Here is a 25,569-nt window from a genome sequence, read left to right on the forward strand (position 1 = left end):
GAGACCTACAGGTACGGCCCCGAGCCGACCGCGCGCCCGCGCTGCGGGCCGTGGTCGTCGTCATCGTCGTGCGGCGCGCCGGGCGGCAGCGCACGGCGCATCTGCTCCAACTGGGCGCGGGCCGCCATCTGCTGGGCGAACAGCGCCGTCTGGATGCCGTGGAAGAGGCCTTCGAGCCAGCCGACCAACTGGGCCTGCGCGATGCGCAGTTCCGAGTCGGAGGGGATCGCCTCGTCGGTGAACGGCAGGGAGAGCCGCTCCAGTTCCTCCACGAGCTCCGGAGCGAGCCCGTCCTCCAGCTCCTTCACCGAGCTGGCGTGGATCTCCTTGAGCCGTACGCGACTGGCCTCGTCGAGAGGTGCCGCCCTGACCTCCTCCAGAAGCTGCTTGATCATGCTGCCGATCCGCATGACCTTCGCAGGCTGCTCGACCATTTCCGTCACCGGGACCTCGCGGGATTCGTCGTCACCCTGAGGGCCGCCGAGCGCCATCCCGTCCTGGCCCACGATGAGGACCTGGGGGCTCTCCTGCGACCTGTCATTCCTCGGCATCTCCATGCCGCCATTCTCTCGCACATACGCTTCACCACACGGTGTGCCCCCGGAGGAGGGTGATCCACCCTCCTCCGGGGGCACAACATCGCGAAGGAACCCGCGAAGGAACCCGCGAACGAACCTCAGTGCGCGGCGCGGCGGGCCAGCGCCCCGCGGGAGCGGGTCACCAGGGCCGCGAGGAGCGCGGCGCCGAGCGGGACGGCCACCAGGAGCGCGGCGAGCGTCTCCCAGGGCACGACGATCGGCATGACCGGCGGTCCGTCGGAGCTGCCCCAGCCCTCGGCCAGGCTCTGCTCGTAGAAGCGCACCGCCTCGCGCTCCTCGGTGAGCCGGAGTCCGATGGCGGGCAGCACACCGGCGGCGGAGCCGAGGATGACGCCCATCGCGGCGACGACTCCGCACTGGAAGCCGCTGAGGGTGCGGCGCACCCGGGGCGGGGCGCCGACCGCGGACAGGGTCTTCAGATCGGCCTCGGCGTCGGCCTGGGCGAGACCGGTGGCGATGCCGGCCGCGCCGATGGTGACCAGGCCGGCGAAGACGGTCAGCGCGAGCAGCACCAGGCTGTTCTTGCTGACGTAGCCCTCCTCCAGGGTGAGGTCGACCTCGCTGCCCAGCTTGGCGATCTCGCCGTCGAGCTTCTGCCGCTGCTCGGTGCTCGGCAGCCGGTCGGTGGTGAAGTACGCGCCCATGGGGACGGTCGTCAGTCCGGCGGCCTTGGCGGCGGCGGGGGTGAGGATGCTCTGCACGCCGTACGAGAGCGGCTCGCCGGGCACCTGGTAGGCGGGCAGCGACCGGATCTCGCCGGGCAGCGGCTTGTGCTCCTGGCCCGCCTTGTCGTAGGCCTCCAGGTCGGTGATCAGCCGGATGCCGACGGTGTCGTTCTTCTTGTCGACCTGCGGGGCGCTGAAGCTGACCAGCTTCCCGTCGGCGAGGGCCTTGGCGGCGCCCGGGTCGGTGATGCCGAGGACCTTCAGGATCGGGGCGTCCGCGATGAGCATGTTGCCCTCGACGTACACGCCGTCGCCCTGCATGCCCTTGCAGCGCCAGTCGTCCTGGAGCAGCTTGGTCCGCTGCGCGGGGGTGAAGCGCTCGGAGGGGTCGGACCCGTCCGGCGTCTCCACCCAGAGCGGGCACTCGTTGGCCTTGGGGATGACGATCTCGAAGCGGCCGCAGCCCTCGCCGCCGCCCCAGGGGGCGCAGCCCGGCTTGCCGACGGCGATCCGGGACACGTCGACCCGGCTGTCGACGGGGAAGAAGCGCTGCACGGCCTCGCGGACGGCCGGCGCGTCCCGCCCGCCCTCCTCGGTGACGATCGCGGCGACCGCCCCGAACGGCAGCTTCGGCTGGTACTCGTTCAGCCCCTGGGCGTCGCGGCTCGCGGCGTACGTGGAGACGGCGACGGTGCCCGCGACGGCCGCGAGGACGGCGGCGACGGCGGGAGCCGTACGGCCCCGGTTGCGCACCGCGTCGCGCAGCGCGAGCCGCGGCGACAGCGGCAGCCAGCGCCCGCCGCGCCCGAACAGGCCGACCAGGGCCGGGGTCAGGGCGACCACGCCCAGCTCGGCGAGGGCCGAGCCGGCCGCGACGATGAGGACCTGGTCGGTGACGACCGATCCGTACAGGGCGATCGAGGCGCCGAGGGCGACGGCGATCAGACCGAGGACGGGCAGCACCCGGCTGGAGCGGCGGACGCCGCGGCGGCCGGTGAGGGAGGCGAGGACGGTCTGCCGGGAGGCGGTGACCGCCGGGACGATCGCGGAGAGCAGACCGGTCAGGACGGCGAGGGCGGCGATGCCGAGCAGTTCGAGTGGCCGGATGGTGAAGCCGCCGAACCGCTGCCCCATGTACTCCTCCAGGAGCGGCCGGAGCGCGAAGGTGAGGAGCAGGGCGAGGACCGTGCCGACGAGGGCTGCGGCGACACCGATGACCAGGCCGCCGCTGAGCACGATGGCCCGGATGTGGCTGCGGTTGCCGCCGTTGGCGCCGACCAGACCGAGCTGGCGGCGGGAGCGGCGGGCACCGACGGCGAAGGCGGGGCCGGCCAGGAGGCAGATCTCCAGCATCGCGAGGCCGACCACGGTGGCGACGGCGGCCAGTGCGGCGGCGGTGCCGGCGGTGCTGTCCTCGTAGCGGTGGAAGTCGTCACGCTGGTAGAGCGGGACCTCGGAGTCGGCGGGCGGGTCGAGGACGACCGCCCGCGAGACGACCATGACGCCCTTCTTGTTGATCTCCTGGACCATGTTCCACGTGAAACCACCGGACTTCGTCACCAGATAGGTGGTGGTGACGTCGGGCCTCGGGTTGCCGGCCTTCTCGACGGCGGCCGCGTACGGCGCGAGGAACGCTCCCGGCAGGGCGTTGACCTGCTCGGTCTTGAGGTCGCTGGGCAGCTCGTAGGCGCCGGTGATCCGGTACTCGCGGTCGAAACCGCGGGCGGTGAGGGTCGAGCCGACGGTGAGGCCGCTGCTCTTCAGGAACGCGGTGCTCGCGGCCAGTTCGTCGTTCTTCTCCGGGAAGCGGCCCTCGGTGAGGGTCATGATGCCGCGCGCCATCGGGTCGGCGGCCTTCAGCTCACGGATCTGGGTCTGCAGCAGACCGTGCGTGGTGGTCAGCTTGGCCGTGCCGTCGGTGTCGGTGAGGACCGTCGAACCGGCCGGAATGGCCTTGGCGACATCGGTCGGACCGCTGGGCCAGGGCTTGTTGGTCTTGGAGAAGTCCTCGACGGGGGTGTTCTGCTCGCCCTTGGGGTCCTGGAGGATCGGCACCCCGGCCATCTGGGCGTCCGTCAGCCACGCGTCGGCGGCGCCTATGGAGCGCTCAAGGCGCTGCTCGGCGGTGAGTTCGGAGCTGCGCATGGTCAGCTGGAAGGCGCTCACCCCGAGGATCGGCAGGGCGATCATGGCGAGGACGAGGAAGCTGCGGCCCTTGGAGCGCCAGGCGTCACGGCGGGCGATGCGGACCGCGGCCCGCCAGGAGTGGAACCAGGTCGTCACTGCTGCGCCGCCCGGCCGGTCAGGAGCGAGTCGGCCTCGCTGCGTACGGTCTGGTCGACGACGGAGCCGTCCCGCAGGAACACCACTCGGTCGGCCCAGGCGGCGAACCGCGGCTCGTGGGTGACCAGGATGCCCGCGGCGCCCGCGTCGCAGCGGGAGCGGAGCAGCGCGAGCACCGATTCGCCGGTCTCGGAGTCGAGGGCGCCGGTGGGCTCGTCGGCGAGGACGAGCCGGCGGTCGCCGACCAGGGCGCGGGCGATGGCCACGCGCTGCTGCTGGCCGCCGGACATCTCGTCGGGGAAGCGGTCGGCGAGATGGCCGAGGTCCATCTCGGCGAGCGCGGCGAGGGCCTCGGTGCGGGCCTTGCGGGCGGAGATCCCGTCCAGCTCGCGGGGCAGGGCCACGTTCTCGGCGGCGGTGAGGGCCGGGATGAGGTTGTAGTCCTGGAAGACGTAACCGATGCTGCGGCGGCGCAGCGCGGCGAGCTCCTTGCGGCCGACGGTGGTGATGTCGGTGCCCTCGACGACGACCTGGCCGGAGCTCGGGGTGTCGAGGCCGCCGGCGATGGTCAGCAGCGTCGACTTGCCGGAGCCGGACGGGCCCATGACGGCGACGAGTTCGCCGGGGTAGACGTCGAGGTCGACGCCGCGCAGGGCGTGCACCTCCGTGGCGCCCGAGCCGTGGACTCGGGTGAGGTTCTGCAGGCGCAGCACGGGCTGCTGCTGGGCGGTGGTCATGGAATCCCCCTCGGGCGTACGCCGGCGAACAGCCGTGTGCGGAGCGGCCGCTGACGGCGCCGGACGTACGTACGGTCTGGGTCTCGATCGAAATCGGACGATCTGGATGGGACGGTCGGACTGGGTGGGTCGGACTGGCTGGGGCGGACTGAAGCTCGGTGGGTACGGCGCCGGGTCAGCGGCGCCGCGCGGTGCCGGTGCGTGCGGTGGCGGCCCCCGTGGCGGGCCCGGCGGCGGCGTCGGCCGCTCCCCCTGCCGGGCCCGGGGCCTCCGCCGCGTCACCCCTGGCCGCGGCGGCCGCGGCCGCCGCCGAGAGGCGGATCAGCCGCGCCTCGCAGTGGTCGAGCCAGCGCGCCTCGGCCTCGGTCTGGAAGATCAGCTGCTCCAGGACCAGGAGCCAGGCGACGTCGTCGCGCTCCTGGGCCCCGTTGCGCTCCACGGCGGTGATCGCCTGCGCCTTGAGCCGGGTGTAGTCCTGCATGGCCTTCACCGTGTGGCGGCGCTGCGACTGGATGACGTCGCGGATGTCGACCCCGGACGCCCCGACGGCCATGGCGAGCTTGATGGCCAGCTCGTCACGGGCCGGACTGGTGCGGTCCACCGGGTTCTCGAACCAGCTGCGCAGCTCGCCGCGACCGTGGTCGGTGATCGCGTAGAGCGCGTGGCCGGCCTCGTCCTCCCCGTCCTGGACGACCATCCCGTCCCGTTCGAGACGGTTGAGGGTCGTGTAGACCTGGCCCACGTTGAGCGGCCAGGTGGAACCGGTGCGGGACTCGAACTCGGTGCGGAGCTGCGAGCCGTAGCGCGGACCGCGTTCGAGGAGGGCGAGAAGCCCGTGGCGGATCGACATACCGAGTATGTATACCGAGTAAGTCGCCGGGGACAAGCGCCGTGAGACGGATCCGGAAGGTCCGACTCAAGGGGGACCCGGCGGTCCGGGCCGGCGCCGCCGGGAGCTCAGCGGCGCCGCATCCGGATCCCGAGGAACCCGATGCCGAGACCGACCAGGGCGAGCCCGACGCCCAGGGTGAGCACGGGAATCCGCCGGTCGGAGAGGTGCGCGGCGGTCTCCGTGCCGATCCCCGCGCCGGCCGCCGGAAGCTGCTCGGGTGGAGTCGGCACGGCCGGCGCGTCCGTCTCCGGTACGACGCCGGCGGTGCCGTCGGCGCTCGATTCCGGCTCCTCTTCTGTTGCCGTTTTGGTACGAGCGGGGTCGGCCGGGCCCGTCGGCGTGGCCTCCGCGGGGGCGGCGGGCCGCCCGGGGTGCTCCCGGCCCTCCCCCGCCGCGCGCCCCGCGAGGGAGGCGGAGCCGCTGGGCTCGGCCGGCTCGGAGGGCGAGGAGGGCGCGCCGCCGGACCCGGCGGAGGCGGACGCGGAAGGGGAGGCGGAGGCGGAGGCGGTGGGGCCGGGCGCCCCGGCGGTCCCGGAGGGTGTGGCGGAGCCGCTCGGCGCGGGCCCGGGCCCGGGGGAGCGGGTCGCGGAGGGCGAGGCGGAGGGCCGTACGGAGCCGCTCGGCGAGGGAGCCGGGGTGGCCGTGCCGGGGGACGGGCTCGGGGCCGTCGCCGTGCGCGAGGGGGTGGACGTGGCCCCCGCCCCCGCCTCGGCCCCGTACGCCGGCGCCACCGCGCCCGCCGCCAGCCAGCAGGCGAGGACGGGCGCGAACGCCCGCGCACGAGGACCTGATCCTGGAGTCACCGGGTGACCCCCTCCCGTACCGAGCCGCCGAGTCGAGTTGTTCAACTCAGCGTCACATGTCGGGGCAAAGCAGGCATCCCGGACACGTCCGGTCGGGGCCCCGCAGTCGCGGGACCCCAGGTCGGACGGCTACCGGACGGCTGCTGGACCGCTACTGCGGCTGGTCGCCGGTGGAGACCTCGAGGGTGAACGAGGCGTCGTCCTTGCCGATGTCCGTGCCCTGGCGCGGGTACTGCGTCATGACCGTGCCCTCGCCGTAGGTGGCCTCGTCCACCGACGACTCCGCCCTGATCTTCCAGCCGGCGGCCTGGATGCAGGCCTTCACCGACTGGATGTTCATGTACCTGAAGTCCGGCACCTCGAACTTGCTCGGGTCGCTGCTCGCCTCGCGCGGCTCGGTGCACTTCTTGGTGTCGATGGTCTTGCTGTAGTCCGGGCCCTTGTGGCCGGGCGCGTTGCTGGCGCTCTGGCTCGGGTCCGTACCGCCGCCGCCCTCGGTGCCGCCCGGGTCGCGGTTCATCAGCGAGATGCCGGTGACGGTGCCGGCCACGAGAACCAGGGCCACCGCGCCGATGAGGATCTTGTTGCGGTTCCCGCCGCCGGTGGCGCCCGTGTGCGACTGGACCGTGTACGGGCCGGGCGCGGGCGTCGGGACGGGCGCCGGGGTCTGGTAGACGGGCGCCGGTGCCGGGGTCGGGGCCTGCGGATACCCGTAGGAGGGGGCCGGGGTCGGGACGCCGTACGGGCCGGGCTGCGGGGTGTGCGGCATCGGCGCCTGGTACGGGGTCTGCATGCCGTGCGTGGACGGCGGCGGGGTCTGGCCGACCGGCGGGAAGACCGCCGAGCCGACGCCCGAACCGCTCTGCACCGGGCCGCCCGCGACGATCATCGGCGCGCCGGTCTGCCCGGCCGACAGCACCCGCAGGCACTCGTCGCGCATCGCGGCGGCGCTCGGGAAGCGCTCGTTCGGGTTCTTCTTCAGGGCGCGGGCGACCAGCGCGTCCATCGCCGGCGTCACCGAGCGGTTCACCGTGGACGGCGCGACCGGCTCCTCCTGCACGTGCGCGTACGCGATCGCCAGCGGCGAGTCCGCGTCGAACGGCAGCCGGCCCGTGAGCAGCTGGAACAGCATGATGCCGACCGAGTAGAGGTCGGAGCGGGCGTCGACGCCGCGGCCCAGGGCCTGCTCGGGGGAGAGGTACTGCGGGGTGCCGACGACCATGCCGGTCTGGGTCATCGAGGTGACGCCGGACTGCATGGCGCGGGCGATGCCGAAGTCCATGACCTTGACCACGCCGCGCTTGGTCATCATCACGTTGCCAGGCTTGATGTCCCGGTGGACCAGGCCCATCTCGTGGCTGGTCTCCAGGGCCGCGAGCACGTCCGCGGTGACCTTCAGCGCCTTGTCGGCCGGCATCGCGCCGTACTGCTGCACGTCCGCGGCGAGCACCGAGCCGAGCGGCTGGCCCTCCACGTACTCCATGACGATGTACGGCATGACGGCGCCGTCGAGGGTGTCCTCGCCGGTGTCGAAGACCGACACGATGTTGGTGTGCGACAGCTTGGCGACGGCCTGCGCCTCGCGGCGGAAGCGTTCGCGGAAGGACTGTTCGCGGCCGAGCTCGGTGTGCAGCGTCTTGATCGCGACCTGACGGTCGAGCGCGCTGTCGTACGCGAGGTAGACGGACGCCATGCCGCCTTCGCCGAGCAGGTCGCGCAGCTGGTACCGGCCGCCCGCGACCGAACCGCCCGCATAGCGGCCCTGTGCGCCGTCCTGGCTCATCTCGTGCTTCCCCCTACGCGCGCGTGGCGGCGCTGATCCGGAATTTCCTGGCCAAGTCTGCCCGAGGGCGGTGACACGTCAAGCCGCGCCCCGGTTCGGTGCCCGTTCCGTGACCCTCCGCACAGCGAATGTCCCGGAAGCGTGACAGGAACGCCATGGATTTGCACAGGTGTACGTGCAGGGAGTGGGATGGCCCATTCATCGCGGACCGTGATGTCGTACGGAGCCTGTAGCGTGACGACTGGACACGGCACAACAGACGACGGCGAGGACTGATGGCACCCGAATCCGAAGCTGGTGGCGGAGTGCCGGACGCGTCCGCCGAGTCCTGGGGCGTCGGGGGCGTGGTCGGCGACGGACGCTACCGGCTGACCCACCGTCTGGGCCGCGGTGGCATGGCCGAGGTGTTCGCCGCCGAGGACGTACGGCTCGGCCGCACCGTCGCGGTGAAGCTGCTGCGCCCCGATCTCGCCGAGGACCCGGTCTCCAAGGCCCGCTTCACGCGCGAGGCGCAGTCGGTCGCCGGCCTCAACCACCACGCGATCGTGGCGGTGTACGACTCAGGCGAGGACTTCGTCGGCGGTCAGTCCGTGCCGTACATCGTGATGGAGCTGGTCGAGGGCCGCACCATCCGCGACCTGCTGATCAGCGCCGAGGCGCCCGGTCCCGAGCAGGCGCTCATCATCGTCTCCGGCGTTCTGGAGGCCCTGGCCTACTCCCACCAGCACGGCATCGTGCACCGGGACATCAAGCCGGCCAACGTGATCATCACCCACACCGGTGCGGTCAAGGTCATGGACTTCGGCATCGCGCGCGCCCTGCACGGCGCGCAGTCGACCATGACGCAGACCGGCATGGTCATGGGCACGCCGCAGTACCTCTCCCCCGAACAGGCGCTCGGCAAGGCCGTCGACCACCGCTCCGACCTGTACGCGACGGGCTGTCTGCTCTACGAACTCCTGGCGCTTCGGCCTCCGTTCACCGGCGAGACCCCGCTGTCGGTGGTCTACCAGCACGTGCAGGACGCGCCGATCCCGCCGTCCGACGTCGCGCAGGGCGCGCCGCCGGAGCTGGACGGCCTGGTGATGCGCTCGCTCGCGAAGGACCCGGACGACCGGTTCCAGAGCGCCGAGGAGATGCGCGGACTGATCCAGTACGGGCTGCAGATGCTCCAGGAGCAGGGCGGCCACACCGGCATGTGGAACACCGGCCCGGTCGAGGCGCACGACGGCATGCACACGCCGGTCGGCGGCGTCGCCGCGACCTCGGTGCTCGGCCACCCCATGCACCACGAGACCGCGCAGGGCCCGATCCTGCCGCCGCGCAACCCCGAGGACGGCGCGGCGGGTTACGACGGCGGGCACGGCGGCTACGGCGGTTACGGCCAGGACGGCGGCTACGCCGGGCAGGGCGGCAACGGGCACAAGAGCGGCCGCGGCAAGGCGCTGCTGTTCGTGGCGCTCGCGCTGATCGCGATCGTCGCGGGCGTCGCCTTCGCCCTGGACAAGGCCGGCGACAAGGGCGACGGCGGCAACACGAAGCAGCCGACGATCACCAATTCGCCGTCCCCGAAGGGCGATTCGCCGACCCCGTCGGACGAGCCGAGCGACGAGAGCGAGACGCCTGACGACTCGTCGAGCGGCGGCAACGACCAGCCGTGGACACCGCCGACGAAGACGTGGACGCGCGAGCCGACGCAGGAGCCCACGAAGACGCAGGAGCCGACGACCGACCCGACGGACACGACGGACGGCGGTACGGGCACGAGCGACGGCGGCACCACCGACGGCGGCACGAGCGACGGCGGTACGACCGACGGGGGCACCAGCGACGGCGGTACGACCACGTCGGGCACGACCGACGGCGGTACGACCGGCACGTCGACGGGCACGTCCACCGGGACCTCGACCGGCACCACCACGGGCACGTCCACCGGCACCACCACCGGGACCACCGCGGGCACCAGCCGCTGACCCTCGGCCCCTCGACGCGTCAGCCCGTGAACGCGTCGCGCACCGCCTCGTACTCACGGGTCCACCACACCGCCAGGGCCGACACCGCCGGAAACAGCGGGTCGGCCCTGTGGTCGTGCAGCTGGTAGCGCCAGCGCAGGGTCCAGAAGTCGTTGAGCCGCTCCCACCACACCCGCTCCACCGCGGCGGCCAGCTCGGCGCCGTCCGCGCCGGCCGCCCGGCGGTAGGCCCGCGCGTACGCCCGCACCTTGTCCAGGGCCAGCTCGCCCGCCGGCCGTACGAAGAAGATCGCGGCGGCCCGGACCGCCTCCTCGGCGCGGGGGCGCACCCCGAGCCGGTCCCAGTCGACGATCGCGGCCGGTTCGGCGCCCCGGTAGAGCAGGTTGAAGGGGTGGAAGTCGCCGTGCACCCAGCCGGTCGCGGCGGCGGCCGGCGGGCGCCGGTGGGCGTGCGCGGCGAGCAGCACCCGGCGTTCGAGCAGCCGGTGCTCGGCGAGTCCGTCGAAGGCGTCGCGCGGACGGCGGGCGCGGACCAGGCGGAGCAGTTCGTCGATGAGCCGGAAGGTGTCCTCGGGGCGGGCGCTCTCGTGGCCGTGGCCCCGGTCGGGACCCGGGGACTCCGTGGGGGACTCCATGACCCGGTCGAGACCGGTGTGCACCCTGCCGAGGAGCCCGCCGAGCCGCCGGCAGCCGCCGGCCGACAACTGGGCGCCGTCGCGGTGCCGGCCGTCGATCCAGGGGTGGAGGGCGTAGCAGCGGCCGCCGATGACGGCGACGGTGCGGCCGCGGCCGTCGGGCAGCGGCGGGGCGACGGGCAGGCCGAGGGCGTGCAGCCGCTGGGTGGCCCGGTGCTGGCGCACGATGGTGTCCCGGTCGGCGGTCCGGGCGTCCACGTGCTGCTTGAGGAAGTAGGCGCCGCGGGTGGTGGCGAGCCGGTAGCCGCGGTTGAGCAGGCCCTGGGCCACGGGCTGGCAGGACAGCGGCTCGCCGGCCGCGGGGTAGCGGCGCAGCAGGGCGCGTACGGGGGGAGCGGGGAGGCGCGAAGCCGGGGGTACAGATGAGCGCGGCACTCCGCAGATGTTAGATCACGCTACGTGGTGGAGCTGTCGCCCGGTGGAGCTCCCGGTGGAGCTCCCGGTGGAGCTCCCGATGGAGGGAGCGCTCTGTGCGGCCGGGCAGTCGAGGGTGTGCACCGTGACGAACTGGGGCTCGACGCGCATGTAGACCGGTTCGAAGGGCTCGCCGTCCACGGAGGTGGGCTCCGCGCCGAAGGCCGCCCGCTCCTCGGCGGTCGGCTCGACGATCTCGGCTGTGCCGGTGAACTGCACCGACCACAGCCGCTCCGCGCCCGAGTGGAGGTTGTCCGCGCCGTAGGCGACGACGCTGCCGTTGCAGGCCCGGTGGTAGCCGAGGCCCCGGTGCAGCCGGATCAGGACGCGGCCGTCCGCCACGACGTGGCGGGCCGGGGCGACGAAGGGCATCGCCCGCATGCTGGTGGCCAGCCGGCCGTACGCGACACGGTTCAGCAGCTCGATGGCGCGGGTCTCCTCGCGGGACTGCTCGCGGGTCTCCTCGGTGGACATGGTTCCACTCTCCGCCACCGGCACCGTGCCGGAAAAGGGGCGCCTGCCCCGGTTCGCGAGGACGTAGGTCCCGAATGCGGGCCGACCGGCCCGGTCACACCCGTTCGGGTGACCCGGCCGGCCCGCCCTCCCGCCGGGAGCCCGGCGCCGCCTCAGCGCCGCTCGGCCTGCATCCGCGCCACGTACGCCGCGGCCTGCGAGCGCCGCTCCATGCCCAGCTTCGACAGCAGACTGGAGACATAGTTCTTGATCGTCTTCTCGGCGAGGTGGAGACGCTCGCCGATGGCCCGGTTGGTCAGGCCCTCGCCGATCAGATCGAGGATCTTGCGCTCCTGCTCGGTGAGGTGCGCGAGCCGGTCGTCGCCCTTCGGGCTGTTGCCGTCCCGCAGCCGCTCCAGGACCCGCGCCGTGGCCACCGGGTCGAGCAGCGACTTGCCCGCGGCGACGTCCCGGACCGCGTTCAGGAGCTCGTTGCCGCGGATGGCCTTGAGGACGTAACCCGAGGCCCCGGCCATGATCGCGTCGAAGAGGGCTTCGTCGTCCGCGTACGAGGTGAGCATCAGGCACTTGATCGCATCGTTCTGGGAGCGGACCTCGCGGCACACCTCGACCCCGCTGCCGTCCGGGAGCCGGACGTCGAGCACGGCCACGTCGGGGCGGGTCGCGGGGATCCTGACCAGGGCGTCCGCGGCGGTGCCGGCCTCGCCGACCACCTCGATGTCGTCCTCCACGGAGAGCAGCTCGTGGACGCCGCGCCGCACGACTTCGTGATCGTCCAGCAGAAATACCCGGATTTTTCCTTCTTCGCTCACGCGGTCAGTCTCACATATTGGGTCTTCCGGCGCCCGGGGTGCGCGGGATAACGTGCCGGGTGTTCCGACGACGCCGTCGGGCGCTTGTCCATGCGCTGACCAGGGACGAGTCCCGCTTTTCTCGATTTACTTGGAAATCCAAGCAAAATTGCAGGTCAAGTGGGGTTTCGCGGAATTGTTGCGCTGTGGGTACGGTGCCTGTGACGGCGTACGCCGGGGCACCTGTCACGCCCGACCCCGGCCGCGTCGCACCCACCCCGTGCGAAGGGTACGGATAGGGCGGAGCCGCACTGGCCCACCGAGCGAACCCCGGGGGCCGGACCGACGGAGGAGCACGCACGTGACCGTGGAGAGCACTGCCGCGCGCAAGACGACGCGACGCAGCAGCGGCACCAAGCGCACCACCAGCGCGACCGCGAAGAAGGCGCAGGCCCCGCAGCAGACGGAGCCCGAGCTCATTCAGCTGCTGACGCCCGAGGGTGAGCGCGTCCATCACCCCGAGTACGACATCGACCTGAGCGCCGAGGAACTGCGCGGCCTCTACCGCGACATGGTGCTCACCCGCCGCTTCGACGCCGAGGCCACCGCCCTGCAGCGGCAGGGCGAGCTGGGCCTGTGGGCCTCGCTGCTCGGCCAGGAGGCCGCCCAGATCGGCTCCGGCCGCGCGCTGCGGGACGACGACTACGTCTTCCCGACCTATCGCGAGCACGGCGTCGCCTGGTGCCGCGGGGTCGACCCCACCAACCTCCTCGGCATGTTCCGCGGTGTGAACAACGGCGGCTGGGACCCCAGCAGCAACAACTTCCACCTGTACACGATCGTCCTCGGCTCGCAGACCCTGCACGCCACCGGCTACGCCATGGGCGTCGCCAAGGACGGCGCGGACTCCGCCGTGATCGCCTACTTCGGCGACGGCGCCTCCAGCCAGGGCGACGTCAACGAGTCGTTCGTCTTCTCCTCGGTGTACAACGCCCCGGTCGTGTTCTTCTGCCAGAACAACCAGTGGGCGATCTCCGAGCCCACCGAGAAGCAGACCCGCGTCCCGCTCTACCAGCGCGCCCGCGGCTTCGGCTTCCCCGGCGTCCGCGTCGACGGCAACGACGTCCTCGCCTGTCTGGCCGTGACCCGCTCGGCGCTCGAGCGCGCCCGCCGCGGCGAGGGCCCGACGCTCATCGAGGCGTTCACCTACCGCATGGCCGCCCACACCACCTCCGACGACCCGACCCGCTACCGCCGGGACACGGAGCGCGAGGCCTGGGAGGCCAAGGACCCGATCCTGCGCCTCAAGGCGTACCTGGAGAAGGAGGGTCACGCCGACGCCGCCTTCTTCGAGGCCCTGGAGACGGAGAGCGAGGAGCTCGGCAAGCACGTCCGCGAGGTCGTCCGCGCCATGCCCGTCCCGGACCACATGGCGATGTTCGACAACGTGTACGCGGACGGGCACGCGCTCGTCGACGAGGAGCGCGCCCAGTTCGCCGCCTACCAGGCGTCCTTCGAGGGCGGAGAGGCCGAGTAATCATGGCTGTTCAGAAGCTTCCCCTGGCCAAGGCGCTCAACGAGTCGCTGCGCAAGGCCCTGGAGACCGACCCCAAGGTCGTCGTCATGGGCCTGGACGTCGGCAAGCTCGGCGGTGTCTTCCGGATCACCGACGGTCTGCAGAAGGACTTCGGCGAGGACCGGGTCGTCGACACCCCGCTCGCCGAGTCCGGCATCGTCGGCACCGCGATCGGCCTGGCCCTGCGCGGCTACCGCCCGGTCGTGGAGATCCAGTTCGACGGCTTCGTCTTCCCCGCGTACGACCAGATCGTCACGCAGCTGGCGAAGATGCGGGCCCGCTCGCTCGGCACCGTGAAGATGCCGGTCGTCATCCGCATCCCGTACGGCGGCGGCATCGGCGCCGTCGAGCACCACTCCGAGTCCCCCGAGTCGCTCTTCGCGCACGTCGCGGGCCTCAAGGTGGTCACCCCGGCGAACTCCTCCGACGCCTACTGGATGCTCCAGCAGGCCATCCAGAGCGACGACCCGGTCATCTTCTTCGAGCCCAAGCGCCGCTACTGGGACAAGGGCGACGTCGACGTCGACGCCATCCCCGGCGAGCTGCACAAGGCCCGGGTGGCCCGCGAGGGCACCGACCTCACGCTGGTCGCGTACGGCCCGATGGTGAAGACCTGCCTGGAGGCGGCCGCGGCCGCCGCCGAGGAGGGCAAGTCGATCGAGGTCGTGGACCTGCGCTCGATCTCCCCGCTCGACTTCGACACCATCCAGGCCTCGGTCGAGAAGACCCGCCGGCTGGTCGTCGTCCACGAGGCCCCGGTCTTCTTCGGCTCCGGCGCGGAGATCGCCGCCCGGATCACCGAGCGCTGCTTCTACCACCTGGAGGCCCCCGTCCTGCGGGTCGGCGGCTACCACGCGCCGTATCCGCCGGCGCGCCTGGAGGAGGAGTACCTGCCGGGCCTGGACCGCGTGCTCGACGCCGTCGACCGCTCGCTGGCGTTCTGAGGAGATCAGCACGATGACGATCCGCGAATTCAAGATGCCCGACGTGGGCGAGGGCCTCACCGAGGCCGAGATCCTCAAGTGGTACGTCCAGCCCGGTGACACGGTCACCGACGGCCAGGTCGTGATCGAGGTCGAGACCGCGAAGGCCGCCGTCGAACTGCCGATCCCGTTCGACGGCACCGTGCACGAGCTGCGCTTCCCCGAGGGCACCACGGTCGCCGTCGGCGAGGTCATCATCACGGTGAACGTGGGCGGCGGCGCCGCGCCCGAGGCGCCCGCGGCGCCGGCCGCCGAGCCCGTGGCGGCCCCGGCGGCTGCCCCGGCGGCGGAGGAGCCCGAGCCGGAGGGCCGGCAGCCGGTTCTCGTCGGTTACGGCGTGGCCGCGTCCGCCACCAAGCGCCGGGCCCGCAAGTCGGCGGCCCCGGCCGAGTCGGCGGCCCCCGAGGCCGTGGCCCCGGTGGTCCCCGAGCAGCTGAACGGCCACGGCCACGGCCCCGCCGTCGCCGGCCGCCCGCTGGCCAAGCCGCCGGTGCGCAAGCTCGCCAAGGACCTGGGCGTCGACCTGGCCACGGTCACCCCGACCGGCCCGGACGGCATCATCACCCGCGAGGACGTGCACCGCGCGGCGGCTCCGGCCCCGGCGGTCGAGGCTCCGGCGGCGGTTCCGGTTCCGGCTCCGGCCCCTGTTCAGGCCGAGGCCCCGGCGCTCGCCGTTCCGTCGGACGCCCGGGAGACCCGTATCCCCATCAAGGGCGTACGGAAGGCCACGGCGGCGGCGATGGTCGGCTCGGCCTTCACCGCGCCGCACGTCACCGAGTTCATCACCTTCGACATCACGCGCACGATGAAGCTGGTCGACGAGCTCAAGTCCGACAAGGACATGGCGGGCCTGCGGGTCAACCCGCTCCTCCTCATCGCCAAGGCGGTCCTGGTCGCGATCAAGCGCAACCCGGACGTCAACGCGGCCTGGGACGAGGCCGCCCAGGAGATCGTGCTCAAGCACTATGTGAACCTGGGCATCGCGGCGGCCACCCCGCGCGGTCTGATCGTGCCGAACATCAAGGACGCGCACGCCCAGACCCTGCCGGACCTGTCGCGCTCGCTCAGCGAGCTGGTCTCCACCGCCCGCGAGGGCAAGACCACGCCGGCGGCGATGCAGGGCGGCACCTTCACCATCACCAACGTCGGCGTCTTCGGCGTCGACACCGGTACCCCGATCATCAACCCGGGCGAGTCCGCGATCCTCGCGGTCGGCGCGATCCGCTTCCAGCCCTGGGTCCACAAGGGCAAGGTGAAGCCCCGCCAGGTCACCACCCTGGCCCTGTCCTTCGACCACCGCCTGATCGACGGCGAGCTGGGTTCGAAGTTCCTGGCCGACATCGCGGCGATCCTGGAGCAGCCGAAGCGGCTCATCACCTGGGCGTAGCCGCCTGGTTGCGCTGTTTCACGTGAAACACCCGGTCGGGGACGACACCGTCCCCGACCGGGTGTTCGCGTCGTGGATACGATCGCCTCCACGGTCCGGGCGGCGAACGGGGACGAGTTCTGATGAAGGCAACTCAGCTGGCAGAAGCCCGAATCGACGATGCGAGCAACCTCTTGGTCGCGCCTTCGGCGATGCGGGGCAGCGACCTGGTCAGGGACTTCTTCGGGGCGGTCGTCGCGCCGGAGGAGCTCGCCGCAGGTTCGCTCGACCTCGCGCAGAAGACCGTCTATCTGTGGGGCGACATATCCGGGATCAGTGACCGCCAACTGCAAGCGGCTGCCCGGGTCGTTGTGGTCGAGGACCTCGGCCGGGTTCCTCTTCGCGTGCACGGTGTCGGGGTGTACTACCGCCGTTTCTTCGGGCTCGGCGACGATCACTTCGGACGGATCCGTGCGGAGCACGCGTTCCAGTCCCTGACCGAGTCCACCAAGCCTGGAACGGCTCATCGCAGCGGAATCTATCTGACGCCCGTCACGCGAGACGGTGACGAGCTGCATTTCCGCCTGCTGCGGTGCTCGACGAATCTCTCGGGTCCGACCGAGGGCTTTCGTCCGACCGATACGAGCATCGTCGACGCGCTGAACCGCGAGGCCGCCGCCGTCTTCCGGGGCCAGGCGCCGCTGAATCACGTCCTCGCGCAGATCTACCACAACACCCGTGCCACGGCGGAGCGGAAGCAGTCCAAGGCCAAGATCTCGGCCCATGCCGACAAGACGAAGGACATGCCGGTCAACGGCATCATGGCCTTCTGCACCTTCTACGACGGGCTCGACCGGCTGCAGCCGCTGGCCGAAGACGGCTTCGACTACGGCGTGAAGGGCGTCAGCGGGCTCACCAGGCTTCAGTTCCGCCTCAAGGAGCCGGCCCAAGAGCGCGACGCCGCGGTGTTCCCGCCGCAGTTCACGGTCACCCTCCATCCCGGCTCCGTGTTCTTCATGCCGCTGTCCACCAACCGCCTGTATACGCACGAGATCCGGCCCTCGGCCCTGGACGCCGAGCTGCTTCCGACCCGCCTGGGGTACGTGGTGCGCTGTTCGAGCGCCGAAGCCGTGCACAGGGACGGCCAGACGTTTCTCAAGGCGGCCGAGGAACTGGTGAGACTGGAACCGCCCACGGAAGCCGGCATGGACGAGCTGCGCAGGCTGTACGCAGAGGAGAACAGGAGCTCGTCTTTCATCGATTACGGCGACGAATTCCTCTTCAGCATGAACGCGGGAGATTATCGTGCCCCCCGAGCCTAGGATCTCGGACGAGATCATCTCGTGCGCTGTGCCGGCCGAGGCGAACGTCTTCGCGGAGTTGTCGGCGTCGGTTCACTGGGAAGAGCTGGGAAAAGGCCGGCGCGGCGCCGTGCTGACGAAGGTCGACGAGGCGGGCGGCGTGCCTCTCGTACGGACGACCACGCGATACGGCACCCCGGCGCAGCGTTTCCGGGCGGTGCACGAACGGCTGGCGCGCCGGCTGGCACACCAGGTTCAGGAATGTGCGGCGCTTCCGGTCGGCTTCGACAACGCCCTCATCGAGACCTACACGAACGCCTACCGGACGATGGGCGGCCACTCCGACCAGGCCCTCGACCTGGCCGACGAGTCGTTCATCGCCGTCTTCTCCTGCTACGAGGATCCGGAAGCGAGCCCGTCACGGAAGCTGATCTTCGAGTCGAAGGAGTCCGGCGGCGAGAAGTTCGAGATCCCTCTCGCCCACGGCGGTGTCGTCGCGTTCTCCGTCGACTCGAACCGGCGCCTCCGGCACAAGATCGTGTGGGACGCGCCCGCCGGGACGGCGGACGCGGCGGACAACCCGTGGTTGGGCGTCACGTTCCGGACCTCGAAGACCCTCGTCCGATACCGCGACGGAAACGCGTACCTCCCGCAGGGCACCCGCCTCATGCCCGCCGACGAAGAGCAGCGGCACGAGTTCTACCGTCTGCGGCGCCGTGAGAACAACGAGACGGACTTCGTCTGGCCCCCGCTGACCTACACCCTCAGCGAGAGCGATCTGCTGCCGCCTGTTTGACCGGCGCGCAGGCCCGTCCGCCATGCGGACGGGCCTGTCTGTTGCACCCCTGTTGTATCTAAGCTGTGCGCATGGCATCCGCACCCCCGGCAGCAGACCGCGTCTACATGCACGTCAAGCAGGCGGTCCTCGACCGGCGTTACGAGGGCGGGACGCTGCTCACCGAGGGGGAGCTGGCGCAGGCGGTGGGGGTGTCGCGGACGCCGGTGCGGGAGGCTTTGCTGAAGCTGGAGATGGAGGGGCTGCTCAAGCTCTATCCGAAGAAGGGCGCGCTGGTGCTCGCGGTCTCCGCGCAGGAGATCGCGGACGTCGTCGAGACCCGGCTGCTTGTGGAGGAGTTCGCCGTGCGGCGGGCCGTGCCCGCGCCCGCCGGGCTCGTGGCGCGGCTCGAAGAGCTCCTGGAGGAGCAGAAGCGGCGGGCCGGGGCCGGGGACCTCGCCGAGGTCGCCGTCACCGACCGGTGCTTCCACGCCGAGATCGTGAAGCACGCCGGCAACCAGATCCTGGCCCGCCTCTACGACCAGATGCGCGACCGGCAGCTGCGGATGGGCGTCGCCGTGATGCAGTCCCAGCCCGACCGGATCGCCAAGAACATCGCCGAGCACGCGGAGATCCTGGAGCGGATCAGAGCCGGCGACGCCGAGGGCGCCGCGCACTGCGTGCGCCAGCACCTCAGCTGGGTCAAGATCCTGGTCCGGGGTGAGGACCGATGAGCGCACGGGACGGCCACGGGTCCGCCGTCGCCCTGCCCGGCGACCCGCCCGGCGGCCGCCGCGCCGCCCTCGTCTGGGGCGTCGGCGTCGCCGTCTACTTCGTCGCCGTCATCTTCCGGACCTCCCTCGGCGTCGCCGGACTCGACGCCGCCGACCGCTTCGACGTCAACGCCTCCGCCCTGTCGACCTTCTCCATACTCCAACTGCTCGTCTACGCCGGCATGCAGATACCCGTCGGCCTCATGGTCGACCGGCTCGGCACCAAGAAGGTGCTGACCATCGGCGTCCTGCTGTTCACCCTCGGCCAGCTGGGCTTCGCGCTCTCCCCCTCGTACCCCATGGCGCTCGCCTCCCGCGCCCTGCTCGGCTGCGGCGACGCGATGACCTTCATCAGCGTGCTGCGGCTCGGCAGCCGCTGGTTCCCGGCCCGCCGCGGGCCGCTCGTCGCCCAGGTCGCCGCGCTCTTCGGCATGGCCGGCAACCTCGTCTCGACGATCTTCCTCTCCCGCGCCCTGCACGGCCTGGGCTGGACCACCACCTTCGTCGGCAGCTCCTTCGCCGGCGTCGTCGTCCTCGTCCTGCTCCTGCTGTTCCTCAAGGACCACCCCGAGGGGTACGAGCCCGCGCCCGCCACCCACGCCGGCGCCGCGTTCGTACGCCGCCAGATCGCCGAGTCCTGGCGCGAGCCCGGCACCCGGCTCGGCATGTGGGTGCACTTCACCACCCAGTTCCCCGCGATGGTCTTCCTGCTCCTGTGGGGCCTGCCGTTCCTCGTCGAGGACCAGGGACTCGGCCGGGGGACCGCCGGCGAACTGCTCACCCTCGTCGTGCTCTCCAACATGGCCGTCGGCCTCGCCTACGGGCAGATCATCGCCCGCCACCACGCCGCCCGCGCCCCGCTCGCCCTCGGCACGGTCGCCGCCACCGCCCTGCTGTGGGGCGCCACCCTCGCGTACCCCGGCGACCGCGCCCCGATGTGGCTGCTGATCACCCTCTGCGCGGTCCTCGGCGCCTGCGGACCCGCCTCGATGATCGGCTTCGACTTCGCCCGCCCCGCCAACCCGCCCGAGCGCCAGGGCACCGCCTCCGGCATCGTGAACATGGGCGGCTTCGTCGCCTCCATGACCACGCTCTTCGCCGTGGGCGTGCTGCTCGACGCGACCGGCGACGACTACCGGATCGCGTTCTCCTCGGTCTTCGTCCTGGAGGCCCTCGGCGTCGTCCAGATCCTCCGGCTCAAGTCCGCCAGCGCACGCCGGGAGCGCGAACGCCTCGTCGCCAGCCGCGTCGAGGCCGTACACGTACCCGTATAGAAACCGCAGGTATCTACTGACGGCTGACGGCTGACGGTCAGTTCGGCGTCACCGCGAAGTTCGCCAGGATCGCCTCCGCCAGCGCCTCGTCGCCCTCCGTCTTCACCCGGTCGGCGACCTCCGCCGGACGCACCCGGCCGCACGCCAGGCGCACATACGTCTCCCAGTCGGTGGCCAGCGTCACCGCCGGGCCGAGGGAGGGCGCGCCGTCGATCGAGCCGTTGCCCTCGGCGTCGACCCGGACCGTGCGCAGGAACTCCACCGGCCCGGTCACGTCCAGGACCACCGCCGAGGACGCGGGCGCGCCCGCCTCCTTGGCGACCACGTGGGGCAGCGCCTCCAGGAGCACGTCCCGGGTGACGTACGCGCCGGGGGAGTCCAGGTTGCCGGGGACGTCGAGCGTGGTGCGCAGGTCCTGTTCGTGCACCCAGCAGTCGAAGGCGCGCATCCGGTAGGCGAGTTCCAGGGTCTGCTCGGCGCCGAGCGGGGCCCGCATCATGGCGTCGGGCTGCCGGGTCTCGTTGCGCAGCTGGCGCGCCCGGCGGATCAGCACGTACTCCAGCTCCGAGGTCATCTCCGGCGCGGTGTGGTGCCGTCGCACATCGACCTGCATCTCCATGTAGCGGGCGAAGTCACTGCGTACGTGGTAGAGATCGCGGGGCAGGCTGTGGATCGGGCGCGGGTCGCCGAGCATCTCGGTCTCCATGCCGATGACATGGGAGACGATGTCGCGGACCGACCAGCCCGGGCACGGCGTGGCACGGTTCCACTCGCCCTCGACGAGCGGCTGCACCAGCTCGGCTATCGCTTCGATGGAGTGGGTCCAGGCGTCGGCGTAGTTCTGGAGGCTGGGATGGACGGTCACGGGACCCCTCGGCGGTTCTTCGATACGCGGGCTGGAGCGGTGGTGGCTGGCGGGTGGCGGGTGGCTGACGGGCTGAAAACATGACTGCGTGGGAGGCTCGGACGCTAAGTTACGCTGCCCGAAGGCACCCCGGCAGTGCTTTCGTGTGACGATCGTAGGCCCGTGTTGACGGCTCGAATGCCAGGACGGTGGTAGTGTGCGCGCCTCGCTCCTCCAGATCGCAGTAGATTCGGACGAATCGGTGGACAACCGCCGCGAGCGGGTGGCCGCCCTCGTGCGCGCCGAACGCGGCGTCGCCGATCTCGTCGTGCTCCCCGAGCTGTGGCCGATGGGGGCCTTCGCCTACGAGGCGTTCGCCGCCGAGGCCGAGCCGCTGAAGGGCCCCACGTACGAGGCGATGGCCGCGGCCGCGAGGGACACTGGTGTGTGGCTGCACGCCGGCTCGATCGTCGAGGCCGTGGGCACCCTCGGGACCCCTGCCCTTTACAACACCTCGCTCGTCTTCTCCCCCGACGGCGAGCTCGCCGCCAGCTACCGCAAGATCCACCGCTTCGGCTTCGACAAGGGCGAGGCGGTCCTCATGGCGGCCGGCGAGGACCTGGTCACCGTCGACCTGCCGCGGCTCACCGTCGGCGTCGCCACCTGCTACGACCTGCGCTTCCCCGAGCTCTTCCGCGGCCTCGTCGACGCGGGCGCGCAGGCCTTCGTGATCCCGGCCGGCTGGCCGGCCCGGCGCCGCGCGCACTGGACGCTGCTCGCGCAGGCCCGCGCGGTCGAGAACCAGGCGTACGTCCTCGCCTGCGGCACCGCCGGCACGCACGCCGGCGTCGAGCAGGCCGGGCACTCGATCGTCGTCGACCCCTGGGGCGAGGTCCTGGCGGAGGCGGGACCCGGAGAGGAGATCCTGCGCGTCGACCTCGACCCGGCGAAGGTGACGCAGACGCGGGAGCAGTTCCCGGCTCTGAAGGACCGGGTTCTGGGCCGCTGAGGCGGCGTCAGGGTCGGGGCGGGGAGCGTCAGTAGGAGGCCTCCGCCCACAGCTCGGTCACCCGTCGCACCCCCGCCTTCACCGCGCCCACCCGCGTCAGGGCGGACCGGTCGACCCCCGCGAAGACCAGGGCAAGCGCCAGGTCGGCGCCCTCCGCCCGGCCCTCGGCCCGTACCGCGAGCTGCGCGCCGCGCCCGCGCCCCGACTCGCGTACGGTCACGGTGACGCCCGGGTCCTCGGCGTCGGCGGTCCGGGTGAGGGTGTAGCCGCGCCGGTCGAGGGCGGCGAGCCGGTACGTGTCGCCCGCGTGCCGCAGCTGGAGGGCGCGCTGGACGAGGGTGGCGCCGATCCGGTTGCGGGCCAGGTGGACATGTCGGTCGCCGACCCGCAGGGTGGCCCGGTTGAGGGTGGGCAGCCGCAGGTTCTCGACGTGGCTCCCGCGCGACTCGAAGGTGGTGACGGGCAGCAGCCCGCCGCGCGCCTCCGAGACCGCCGACTCCGGGACGACCCGGGGCAGCGGACAGGTCAGCACGATCTCGCCGAACTCCGGCGAGGTGCCCCGCCACCCGGAGCGGACGTCGGGCCGCTTCCCCTCCTGCCAGCGATGCAGGGCGAACGGCGTGATGGGCGTGTGCACGGATGCGGCTCCTCCGATTCCTTCGATTCCTTCGAATCTTTCCAGTCTTTCGATTCCTCAGACGGTGATGGCGTTCAGGGCCGCGGGCCGGCCCTCGGCCCGGACCGCCGCCCCCGGGGCGTACTCCGCCCACGCCGACGCCAGCCGGTCCACCGCCTCCGTGAGGGTGGCGGGCGGCAGCAGGAAGTGCAGCCGCAGCCGGCGGGTGCTGCCGCCGAGGGCGTCCATGGTCGAGCCGGGGAGCACGGCCACCCCGTGGCGCAGCGCGATCTGGGCGAAGGACACGCCGTCGCCGTACGGGAGGCGGACCCACAGGGTCTGGCCGCCGGCCGCGGGCGGGCAGTGCCAGTCGGGGAGCCGGCGGGCAAGCTCGGCCCGGAGGTGGTCGTGACCGGCCCGCAGTTCGGCCACCCGCGAGCGCAGGACGGGCGCGAAGCCGTCGAGCAGCCGGGTCGCGACCAGCTGGGACGGAACGTCACTGCCGAGGTCGTGCAGCGCCTTCAGCCGGGCCAGCCGGGCGATCAGCGGCGCCGGGCCGCGCACCCAGCCGATCCGCAGACCGCCCCAGACCGCCTTGCTGAGCGAGCCGACGCCGATGACCTCCGTACCGTACGAGGAAAGCGGCGGCCCCCCGTCTCCGGAACCGGGACCGGAACCGGAACCGGGATCGGCGCCGAAGTCCAGCTCGGCGAGCACCTCGTCGTCGATCAGCGGTACGCCGTGCTCCTCGGCCGCCGCGACCAGGCGCCGTCCGAGGAGCGGCGGCAGGACGGTGCCGGTCGGGTTGTGGAAGCGGGGGATCACATAGGCCAGGGCGGGGCGGTGACGTTCCATCACCCGGACCGCTTCCGCCACGTCGAGGCCGTCCGGGCCGACCGGAACCGGGTGCGGCACGGCCGCCGCCTCCCGGAACAGGTCGAGCGCCCCCGGATAGCTCGGCGCCTCCACGAGAACGCCGTCGCCGGGCGCCACGAGCAGCCGGGTGAGCAGCCCGATCGCCTGCTGGGCGCCGGTGGTGACCAGGACCTGCGCCGGGTCGGTCGGCACGCCCCGCCGCCCGTAACGGCGCGCGATCGCCGACCGGAGCGCGGGCAGGCCGGCCGGGTGGTAGCCGAGGTCGTGCGCCGGGAGTTCGAGGCGCGCGTACGCCTCCGCGAGCGCGGGCGGCGGGGCCGGCGGCGCGGCGCAGCTCAGCAGCAGCACGTCGTCGGAGGGTTCGAGCAGGTGCAGGAACATCGGGTTGGACGTCTCCGTGACCCGCTGCCCGGGCGGCGGCGGGGCGAGCGCGGCCGGCGCCACCCGCGTACCGCTGCCCTGCCGGCGTACCAGCCGCCCCTCCTGACGCAGCGTCTCGTACGCGGCGACCACCGTCGTCCGCCCCACCGAAAGGGCGGTCGCCAGCCGTCGGTCCGGCGGCAGCGGGGCGCCGGGCGGCAGCAGGCCCTCGTCGACCAACTGCCGTATCCGGGCGGCCAGGAGGAGATAGAGCGGGCCGCGGCCGGCCGACCAGCGGCCGAGCCAGGCGACCAGTTCGGGCAGGGTGGGTGTCATTGGATCCATCGGCGGACCAATCTGCCGGGATTGGTCCTGTGGACGCAAGCGCTCCGTCCCCAGACTGACCGTCATGACCGCCGACACGCACCTGACCGCAGCCGACCACCGCCCCGAGCCCGCCCGTACCGAGTCCGCCCACACCGAGTCCGCCCACCCCGAGACCCTCGCCGTGCACGCGCCGCAGCCGGAGATCCGCGGCAGCCGGCCGCTCGGCGTGCCCATCCACCAGAACCACGTCTTCGCCTTCGACAGCGCCGACGCGCTCGCCGAGGCCTTCGGCTCCCCCGACGAGTTCCTCTACAGCCGCATGGGCAACCCCACCGTCCGCGCCCTGGAGGCCGCCGTCGCCCGCCTGGAGGGCGGCGCCGACGCCCTCTCGTACGCCTCCGGGATGGGTGCCATCAACGGCGTGCTGCTCGCCCTGCTCTCCAGCGGCGGGCACGTCGTCGCCCAGCGCTGCCTGTACGGCGGTACGTACGCCCTGCTCACCGACCTCGCCGCGCGCTGGGGCGTCGAGGTCACGTACGTCTCCGGGACCGACGCCGACGAGGTGCGCGCCGCCCTGCGCCCCCGGACCGCGCAGCGCCCCGGGACCGCGCTGCTCTACCTGGAGACCATCGCCAACCCCACCACCCGGGTCTCGGACCTGCCCGCGCTGATCGCGGTGGCCCGGGAGGCCGGGGTGCCGACGGTGGTCGACAACACCTTCGCCTCGCCGCTGCTGTGCCGGCCGATCCCGTCGTACGGCGCGGACGTCGTCGTGCACTCGGCGACCAAGTACCTCGCCGGGCACGCCGACGTCCTCGGCGGCATCGCGGTCTTCCGCGACACGGCGCTGCACCGGCGGGTGCGGCACTACGCGGTCGAACAGGGCGCGGTCACCGACCCGTTCGCCGCCTGGCTGACCCTGCGCGGGCTGCAGACCCTGCCGCTGCGCGTCGAGCGGCAGAGCGCGAGCGCCGCCGACCTGGCGGCCCGGCTCGCCGCCCACCCGGCGGTCGCGGCCGTCCGGCACCCGGCCCTCGCCTCACACCCGGACCACGCGATCGCGGCCCGGCTGCTGCCGCGGGGCGGCGGCGGGGTGGTCTCCCTCGACCTCGCGGGCGGGCGCGAGGCCGGGAAGGCCTTCGTCGAGGCGGTCCGGCTCGCCTCGCTCAGCGTCTCGCTCGGCGATGTGAAGACCCTGGTGATGCACCCGGCGTCGACCTCGCACCGGCAGCTCGACGAGCCGGCGCTCGCGGCGGCCGGCATCGGGCCGGGCACGGTGCGCCTCTCGGTCGGCGTCGAGCACGTCGAGGACCTGTGGGCGGACCTGGAACAGGCCCTGGAACAGGTCCGCGCCAAGGCGCTCTAGACGCCCTGCGGTTCG

The 25,569-nt window shown here is 72.4% G+C and carries 23 protein-coding genes; 11 read left to right on the top strand and 12 right to left on the bottom strand.

The genetic code is table 11. From position 1 onward, the window contains the following. Positions 1-5: 5 nt before the first annotated feature. From KV205_RS01610 to KV205_RS01630, 5 genes are all read right to left on the bottom strand, one after another. Complete coding sequence (locus KV205_RS01610) at positions 6-557, bottom strand: bacterial proteasome activator family protein (protein WP_274709940.1); 552 nt, start codon at positions 555-557, stop codon at positions 6-8. A gap of 119 nt (positions 558-676) precedes the next feature. Beyond that, positions 677-3,547 carry an FtsX-like permease family protein gene (locus tag KV205_RS01615; RefSeq protein ID WP_265861508.1) on the bottom strand — a complete coding sequence of 957 codons (2,871 nt, stop codon included), beginning with the start codon at positions 3,545-3,547 and terminating at the stop codon, positions 677-679. Next, the gene (locus tag KV205_RS01620; RefSeq protein ID WP_265861509.1) at positions 3,544-4,284 is read right to left on the bottom strand and encodes an ABC transporter ATP-binding protein; all 741 of its coding nucleotides are present in this window, start codon (positions 4,282-4,284) and stop codon (positions 3,544-3,546) included. Before KV205_RS01620 ends, KV205_RS01615 begins: the two co-directional genes overlap by 4 nt. A gap of 175 nt (positions 4,285-4,459) precedes the next feature. Continuing rightward, positions 4,460-5,134 (bottom strand): PadR family transcriptional regulator, encoded by a 675-nt coding sequence (locus KV205_RS01625; RefSeq protein ID WP_265861510.1) that lies wholly within the window; start codon positions 5,132-5,134, stop codon positions 4,460-4,462. A 107-nt stretch (positions 5,135-5,241) separates the two neighbouring features. Next, complete coding sequence (locus tag KV205_RS01630) at positions 5,242-5,406, bottom strand: hypothetical protein (protein WP_265861511.1); 165 nt, start codon at positions 5,404-5,406, stop codon at positions 5,242-5,244. A 109-nt stretch (positions 5,407-5,515) separates the two neighbouring features. On the opposite strand from KV205_RS01630, the gene KV205_RS01635 reads away from it, so the two are divergent. Beyond that, positions 5,516-5,986 carry a hypothetical protein gene (locus KV205_RS01635; RefSeq protein WP_265861513.1) on the top strand — a complete coding sequence of 157 codons (471 nt, stop codon included), beginning with the start codon at positions 5,516-5,518 and terminating at the stop codon, positions 5,984-5,986. A 144-nt stretch (positions 5,987-6,130) separates the two neighbouring features. On the opposite strand, the gene KV205_RS01640 is transcribed toward KV205_RS01635, so the two are convergent. Beyond that, a complete protein-coding gene (locus tag KV205_RS01640) occupies positions 6,131-7,762 on the bottom strand; it encodes a protein kinase (protein ID WP_265861515.1) in 1,632 nt (543 codons plus the stop codon). Positions 7,763-8,037: 275 nt separating this feature from the next. Between KV205_RS01640 and KV205_RS01645 the strand changes: the two genes are divergently transcribed. Beyond that, a complete protein-coding gene (locus KV205_RS01645) occupies positions 8,038-9,735 on the top strand; it encodes a protein kinase (protein ID WP_265861516.1) in 1,698 nt (565 codons plus the stop codon). A 19-nt stretch (positions 9,736-9,754) separates the two neighbouring features. On the opposite strand, the gene KV205_RS01650 is transcribed toward KV205_RS01645, so the two are convergent. The 3 genes from KV205_RS01650 to KV205_RS01660 form a co-directional block, all read right to left on the bottom strand. Then, positions 9,755-10,804: a phosphotransferase gene (locus tag KV205_RS01650; protein WP_308404039.1), complete on the bottom strand. Its 1,050-nt coding sequence runs from the start codon at positions 10,802-10,804 to the stop codon at positions 9,755-9,757. A 15-nt stretch (positions 10,805-10,819) separates the two neighbouring features. Next, entirely contained in the window at positions 10,820-11,317 is a 498-nt protein-coding gene (locus KV205_RS01655) for a pyridoxamine 5'-phosphate oxidase family protein (protein ID WP_265861517.1), read from the bottom strand. 152 nt (positions 11,318-11,469) lie between these two features. Continuing rightward, positions 11,470-12,129 carry a response regulator transcription factor gene (locus KV205_RS01660; protein WP_265861520.1) on the bottom strand — a complete coding sequence of 220 codons (660 nt, stop codon included), beginning with the start codon at positions 12,127-12,129 and terminating at the stop codon, positions 11,470-11,472. A gap of 340 nt (positions 12,130-12,469) precedes the next feature. Between KV205_RS01660 and pdhA the strand changes: the two genes are divergently transcribed. The 7 genes from pdhA (at position 12,470) to KV205_RS01695 (ending at position 20,156) form a co-directional block, all read left to right on the top strand. Then, on the top strand, positions 12,470-13,645 hold the full coding sequence (pdhA, locus tag KV205_RS01665; protein WP_265861523.1) for a pyruvate dehydrogenase (acetyl-transferring) E1 component subunit alpha: 1,176 nt from the start codon (positions 12,470-12,472) through the stop codon (positions 13,643-13,645). Between the two features lie 2 nt (positions 13,646-13,647). After that, a complete protein-coding gene (locus KV205_RS01670; RefSeq protein ID WP_265861526.1) occupies positions 13,648-14,628 on the top strand; it encodes an alpha-ketoacid dehydrogenase subunit beta in 981 nt (326 codons plus the stop codon). A 13-nt stretch (positions 14,629-14,641) separates the two neighbouring features. Further along, the gene (locus KV205_RS01675; RefSeq protein WP_265861527.1) at positions 14,642-16,054 is read left to right on the top strand and encodes a dihydrolipoamide acetyltransferase family protein; all 1,413 of its coding nucleotides are present in this window, start codon (positions 14,642-14,644) and stop codon (positions 16,052-16,054) included. A gap of 122 nt (positions 16,055-16,176) precedes the next feature. Further along, positions 16,177-17,355 carry a hypothetical protein gene (locus tag KV205_RS01680; RefSeq protein WP_265861530.1) on the top strand — a complete coding sequence of 393 codons (1,179 nt, stop codon included), beginning with the start codon at positions 16,177-16,179 and terminating at the stop codon, positions 17,353-17,355. Continuing rightward, positions 17,339-18,130 carry an alpha-ketoglutarate-dependent dioxygenase AlkB gene (locus tag KV205_RS01685; RefSeq protein WP_265861531.1) on the top strand — a complete coding sequence of 264 codons (792 nt, stop codon included), beginning with the start codon at positions 17,339-17,341 and terminating at the stop codon, positions 18,128-18,130. Before KV205_RS01680 ends, KV205_RS01685 begins: the two co-directional genes overlap by 17 nt. A gap of 71 nt (positions 18,131-18,201) precedes the next feature. Beyond that, entirely contained in the window at positions 18,202-18,843 is a 642-nt protein-coding gene (locus KV205_RS01690; RefSeq protein WP_265861534.1) for a GntR family transcriptional regulator, read from the top strand. Further along, positions 18,840-20,156: a nitrate/nitrite transporter gene (locus KV205_RS01695; protein WP_265861535.1), complete on the top strand. Its 1,317-nt coding sequence runs from the start codon at positions 18,840-18,842 to the stop codon at positions 20,154-20,156. The genes KV205_RS01690 and KV205_RS01695 overlap by 4 nt, the downstream gene beginning before the upstream one ends. Positions 20,157-20,193: 37 nt before the next feature. Here the strand turns inward: KV205_RS01695 and KV205_RS01700 are convergent, their stop codons facing one another. Continuing rightward, positions 20,194-21,021: a maleylpyruvate isomerase family mycothiol-dependent enzyme gene (locus KV205_RS01700; protein WP_265861536.1), complete on the bottom strand. Its 828-nt coding sequence runs from the start codon at positions 21,019-21,021 to the stop codon at positions 20,194-20,196. Between the two features lie 196 nt (positions 21,022-21,217). On the opposite strand from KV205_RS01700, the gene KV205_RS01705 reads away from it, so the two are divergent. Beyond that, entirely contained in the window at positions 21,218-22,009 is a 792-nt protein-coding gene (locus tag KV205_RS01705) for a carbon-nitrogen family hydrolase (protein WP_265861537.1), read from the top strand. A 28-nt stretch (positions 22,010-22,037) separates the two neighbouring features. Here the strand turns inward: KV205_RS01705 and KV205_RS01710 are convergent, their stop codons facing one another. Continuing rightward, positions 22,038-22,646 (bottom strand): hypothetical protein, encoded by a 609-nt coding sequence (locus tag KV205_RS01710; RefSeq protein ID WP_265861539.1) that lies wholly within the window; start codon positions 22,644-22,646, stop codon positions 22,038-22,040. 57 nt (positions 22,647-22,703) lie between these two features. Further along, positions 22,704-24,197 (bottom strand): PLP-dependent aminotransferase family protein, encoded by a 1,494-nt coding sequence (locus KV205_RS01715; protein WP_265861540.1) that lies wholly within the window; start codon positions 24,195-24,197, stop codon positions 22,704-22,706. 73 nt (positions 24,198-24,270) lie between these two features. On the opposite strand from KV205_RS01715, the gene KV205_RS01720 reads away from it, so the two are divergent. Then, a complete protein-coding gene (locus KV205_RS01720; protein WP_265861541.1) occupies positions 24,271-25,554 on the top strand; it encodes a PLP-dependent aspartate aminotransferase family protein in 1,284 nt (427 codons plus the stop codon). Positions 25,555-25,569 lie beyond the last annotated feature (15 nt).

It is taken from the genome of Streptomyces sp. SKN60 (genome assembly GCF_026236535.1).
GTDB lineage: Bacteria > Actinomycetota > Actinomycetes > Streptomycetales > Streptomycetaceae > Streptomyces.

Coding starts and splice junctions, on each gene's coding strand:
- KV205_RS01610 (WP_274709940.1), bottom strand. CDS start 557: ATGGAGATGCCGAGGAATGACAGGTCGCAGGAGAGCCCCCAGGTCCTC.
- KV205_RS01620 (WP_265861509.1), bottom strand. CDS start 4,284: ATGACCACCGCCCAGCAGCAGCCCGTGCTGCGCCTGCAGAACCTCACC.
- KV205_RS01625 (WP_265861510.1), bottom strand. CDS start 5,134: ATGTCGATCCGCCACGGGCTTCTCGCCCTCCTCGAACGCGGTCCGCGC.
- KV205_RS01640 (WP_265861515.1), bottom strand. CDS start 7,762: ATGAGCCAGGACGGCGCACAGGGCCGCTATGCGGGCGGTTCGGTCGCG.
- KV205_RS01645 (WP_265861516.1), top strand. CDS start 8,038: ATGGCACCCGAATCCGAAGCTGGTGGCGGAGTGCCGGACGCGTCCGCC.
- KV205_RS01655 (WP_265861517.1), bottom strand. CDS start 11,317: ATGTCCACCGAGGAGACCCGCGAGCAGTCCCGCGAGGAGACCCGCGCC.
- KV205_RS01670 (WP_265861526.1), top strand. CDS start 13,648: ATGGCTGTTCAGAAGCTTCCCCTGGCCAAGGCGCTCAACGAGTCGCTG.
- KV205_RS01675 (WP_265861527.1), top strand. CDS start 14,642: ATGACGATCCGCGAATTCAAGATGCCCGACGTGGGCGAGGGCCTCACC.
- KV205_RS01680 (WP_265861530.1), top strand. CDS start 16,177: ATGAAGGCAACTCAGCTGGCAGAAGCCCGAATCGACGATGCGAGCAAC.
- KV205_RS01690 (WP_265861534.1), top strand. CDS start 18,202: ATGGCATCCGCACCCCCGGCAGCAGACCGCGTCTACATGCACGTCAAG.
- KV205_RS01695 (WP_265861535.1), top strand. CDS start 18,840: ATGAGCGCACGGGACGGCCACGGGTCCGCCGTCGCCCTGCCCGGCGAC.
- KV205_RS01715 (WP_265861540.1), bottom strand. CDS start 24,197: ATGACACCCACCCTGCCCGAACTGGTCGCCTGGCTCGGCCGCTGGTCG.
- KV205_RS01720 (WP_265861541.1), top strand. CDS start 24,271: ATGACCGCCGACACGCACCTGACCGCAGCCGACCACCGCCCCGAGCCC.